The sequence below is a fragment of the Roseomonas chloroacetimidivorans genome, assembly GCF_049629625.1.
Taxonomy (GTDB): domain Bacteria; phylum Pseudomonadota; class Alphaproteobacteria; order Acetobacterales; family Acetobacteraceae; genus Roseomonas; species Roseomonas chloroacetimidivorans.
This window is the reverse complement of the sequence record NZ_JBNBZS010000190.1, coordinates 1-3,844: the sequence shown is the minus strand read 5'-3', so window position 1 is coordinate 3,844 and position 3,844 is coordinate 1. Positions and strand designations below refer to the sequence as shown.

Annotated in this window: 2 protein-coding genes and 1 pseudogene; 2 read left to right on the top strand and 1 reads right to left on the bottom strand. The window is 67.0% G+C overall.

The annotated features are described in order from the left end of the window. Window positions 1–109: 109 nt before the first annotated feature. Window positions 110–820, bottom strand: a pseudogene (locus tag ACO1BU_RS36235) (IS701 family transposase); the annotation flags it as partial. A 462-nt stretch (window positions 821–1,282) separates the two neighbouring features. Between ACO1BU_RS36235 and ACO1BU_RS36230 the strand changes: the two are divergent. Beyond that, window positions 1,283–2,896, top strand: coding sequence for an ABC transporter substrate-binding protein (locus ACO1BU_RS36230; protein WP_424140719.1), 1,614 nt, complete (start codon window positions 1,283–1,285; stop codon window positions 2,894–2,896). 415 nt (window positions 2,897–3,311) lie between these two features. After that, the gene (locus tag ACO1BU_RS36225) at window positions 3,312–3,527 is read left to right on the top strand and encodes a hypothetical protein (protein WP_424140718.1); all 216 of its coding nucleotides are present in this window, start codon (window positions 3,312–3,314) and stop codon (window positions 3,525–3,527) included. Window positions 3,528–3,844: the final 317 nt, after the last annotated feature.

Here is a 3,844-nt window from a genome sequence, read left to right as displayed (position 1 = left end):
CCGCGCCGCTCCTCTGACCCGACCCCAATTCCAGTGATCACATTCACCGGAATCACCGATCAGCATCCACCGGATCCACTGATCACGATCAAACGGAATCACTGATCACGATCCACCGGATTACGCAGCCATAGACCTCCTGCACTCGTGGGATGCCCACTGCCCAGAGCAGGCCGCGCTCAGAGAGGGCCTGGCGGAACTCGGCGCTCGCGCCATAGCCCGCATCAGCCAGCACGGTCCCGAACCGCGCGCCTGCGGCCCTGAGCCGGTCCAGCTCGGCGAGCGCGATCTCGCCCTTGCTCCGCGGCGCCATCTCCGCTGCCGGCACGCCCGCCCTGGCGCAGCGCTCCGGCTTGTCGGTCCAAGTGTCGGGCAGGAACAGCCGCAAGGCGACCGGCACAGGTACCTCGTGCCTCGCCAGGGTCAGCGAGACCAGGGACTGGCAGTTCGCCTTCTTGCCCAGCTGCCCGCAGTACTGGCGCGCCACGCCGACCGAGAGCTCGCCCTTTTTTGGCAGCGCCGTATCGTCGATCACTAGGTACGCATCCGGCCCGCCCACTAGCCGGTCCGCCTCATACGCCAACACCGCCCAGAGCGGAGCGTCATCCCAGGCAGGACTGGCAATGAAGTGCTGCAGCTGATCATGTCCCGGGAGCCCCAGGCGCATCGCCATCGGCTGCAGGCTTTTGCGCTCGCCAGGGCCAAGCAGCCCTCGCAGGTAGAGCGGTGCCCAGCTCCGCCGCGTCTTGCGCCCCATCACCTCGAGAAAGGGCGCGAGCCAGCTCTCCAGATCGCCCGCACCGCGAACGGCATCCGCCATGACCACCTCCTGCCGAGGTCGTATCCCCACAGCTCGGTCGGTCACGTCACGCTCGCAAGTGCCCAGGTAGTGCTAGGGCGGGCACCCGAAGACAAGCAGCGCCCTAAAGAAGCGGCCGCCAGCCGGGGAGAAAGCCGGTCATGCCAACGCCCTCCGCAGCATCATCCGCACGGCCGGCACCTCCATGCCTGCCCGCTACGCCGAGAAGGTGCTCCCCCGTCACTCGCGCGAGGAAGCCCAGGCCCGAAAGGCAGATCGGCTGCAGGCGATCCGCCCCAAAATGGCGATCTACCGATACCTGGACGAGCAAGGCGCCGCCACGCCCGAGGCGATCGGCGCGGCCCTGGATCCTCCCGCCACCGAAGCGCCATCCAATTGTGGATCGGCTTTGTCCACATACCCTAGCAGCGTGGCACGGGTTTCGCTTGCGGTCCGGCAACACCGAACCCAAGGAGAGCCGGGATGCTCGATCTTTCCCGTCGCCGGGCGATGCTCGCTGGCGCCGCCGCCCTCGCTGCTCCCGCCGCTGCCTCCTTGGCCGGCGCCGCCCGAGCCCAATCCGCGGGGCGCAGCATCACCATCGCCATCGGCGGGGCGATCACCTCGCTCGACCCGCACTTCTACAATGCCTCGCCCAACAACGGTGTTGCTTCGCATTTCTTCGAGTACCTCGTGGCGATGGACGCCAAGGCTCGGATGGTGCCAATGCTGGCGGAAAGCTGGCGCGCGGTGTCCGACACGGCGTGGGAGTTCAAGCTGCGGCCGGGCGTGAAGTGGCACGACGGCCGCGACTTCACCGCGGAGGACGTCGCCTTCACCATCCGGCGCGCCCCCGACGTGCCCAACAGCCCTGGCGGCTTCGGCGCCTTCGTGCGCTCGATCCAGCGGGTCGAGATCGTCGATCCGCTGACGGTGCGCTTCCACACCCCCGGCCCGGCGCCTCTGCTACCGACGGACCTGACCTCGCTGATGGTGATCTCGCGCCACGTCGGCGAGGGCGCCACCACCGAGGACTACAACAGCGGCCGGGCGGTGGTCGGCACCGGGCCGTACCGCTTCGCTTCCTACTCCGCCGGCACCCGCGTGCAGATGACCCGCAACGACGCCTACTGGGGCGGCACCCCAGACTGGGAGCGTGTGGACTATAGGGTGATCTCCTCGCCCCCCGCGCGTACCGCGGCGATCCTGTCGGGCGACGTGGACATAATTGACACCGTGCCCTCGTCTGACCTGCCTAGGCTGCGCGGTGAGAGTCGGGTCAAGCTCAGCCAGATCCAGGGCCTTAGGGTGATCTACCTCGCCCCCGACCGCTCGCGCGATCAGAACCCGGTCTTCGTCACTGACAACGACGGCAAGCCGCTGGCTAGGAACCCGTTCAACGACGTGCGGGTGCGCCGGGCGTTGACTGTCGCCATCGACCGCGCTGCGCTGGCCGAGCGGGTGATGGAAAACACCGCCCAACCCACCGGCCAGTGGCTGCCGCCGGGCTCTTACTCCTACAACCCCGACGTGGCGGTGCCGCGGGTGGACGTGGCCGGCGCCCGGCGTCTGCTGGCTGAGGCTGGCTTCCCGCAGGGCTTCCGTATGACCCTGCACACCCCCAACGACCGCTACCCCAACGACGCCCGGCTGGCCCAGGCGGTGGCGCAGATGTGGACCCGAATCGGCGTGCAGACGGCGGTCGAGGCGCTGCCCTGGGCCTCGTACTCGGTGCGCTCGTCGCGGCAGGAGTTCGGCAACCGCCTGCTCGGCTGGGGCAGCGCCACTGGTGAGGCGTCCTACGCCCTGGTCAACATCCTCGGCACCTATGACCCGGCCAAACGCACCGGGGCCAACAATGGCGGCCGCTACTCCAACCCCGACCTCGACGCCCTGACCGAGCGCGCCACATCGACGCTGGATGATAAGGCGCGCGAGGACCTGTTGAAGCAGGCGGTGAAGCTGGCGATGGACGACGTCGCCATCATGCCGCTGGTCCAGTTGGTCAACACCTGGGCGGTGAAGAACGGCATCCAGCACGACCCGCGCATGGACGAGCGTACCCGGGCGATGGACCTCAAACCGGTCGGCGCCTGATCCCGGACACCCGCACCGTCCAGCGCGGGTGTCGCCTTCAGGTGGTTCTGTCAGCGCCCTGCCAAGCCCGCCGCCACCCCGCCCAGCAGGTTACGACGGCCGGCGCTCATAGCGTGCCCTTTATCCCGGGTAAGTACTCAGGACGCTTTTGAGCCCAGAAGTTGGGGCGCAGGTATGCATTCGCGGTCGGCCATGATGGCGCACCTCGACTATAACTTGTCCCGGTCGCTTCCGCTGGGGACAGGTCGGTTGGGCGCCTTTCTGGCTGTCGCGGATCTACTTAAGACACGCGCTTCCATGCAATTGATTGAACCGGATACCGAACGTCATTTTTGCTGGGATGCTGGTATTGAATCAGGTGGCCACGGCGCGGCAACGCCGAAACTCGGTTCTATGAGCAGCAGGGAGGCTGACCATGACGCCAGACCAGATCGCTGCCCAGCAGCTCTGGGCCGCCTGGGTTTCGGCCGGGGCGGCCGTGCTGCAGGCCATCGGCGCCTTCCTCGCCATCTTCTACTCGATCAAGCTGGCGCGGGATTCCGAGAGGCGGGCTGCCGAGGCGGAGCGGAAGCTGGCCGAGGAGCGCGCAAAGGGGCTGGAGCACTTCCTGAAGCAGCCACTCAGCCTGTGATCCGCGGTGCCGTGGCCCGGTTCTACGAGCAGCGGGGCACAGCGGTGCTGCACTGCAATATTCCACTTGAATGTCAGGCATCCCAAGTGCACGTTGTGCAGCGCAGCAACCCATCTTCCGGTTACTGCATTCTTGGACGTTTCCTCCCTAAACTCGGCGGGACCTTCGGGCCCCGCCTTTCTTTTCGCTTAGGACTCGACGCGAAATAAGTAAATCGGATGTGATTGCTATTCGCCGCATCAGAGCAGGTCGGGGCTGACGGTGCACGGTCGCAGTGGGGTAAGCCGCTGGGGTGATCGAGGTCGACGACATCCGCG

Bases quoted from the DNA above. Each gene is read 5' to 3' on its own strand.
- ACO1BU_RS36230 (WP_424140719.1), top strand. From the start codon at position 1,283: ATGCTCGATCTTTCCCGTCGCCGGGCGATGCTCGCTGGCGCCGCCGCC.
- ACO1BU_RS36225 (WP_424140718.1), top strand. From the start codon at position 3,312: ATGACGCCAGACCAGATCGCTGCCCAGCAGCTCTGGGCCGCCTGGGTT.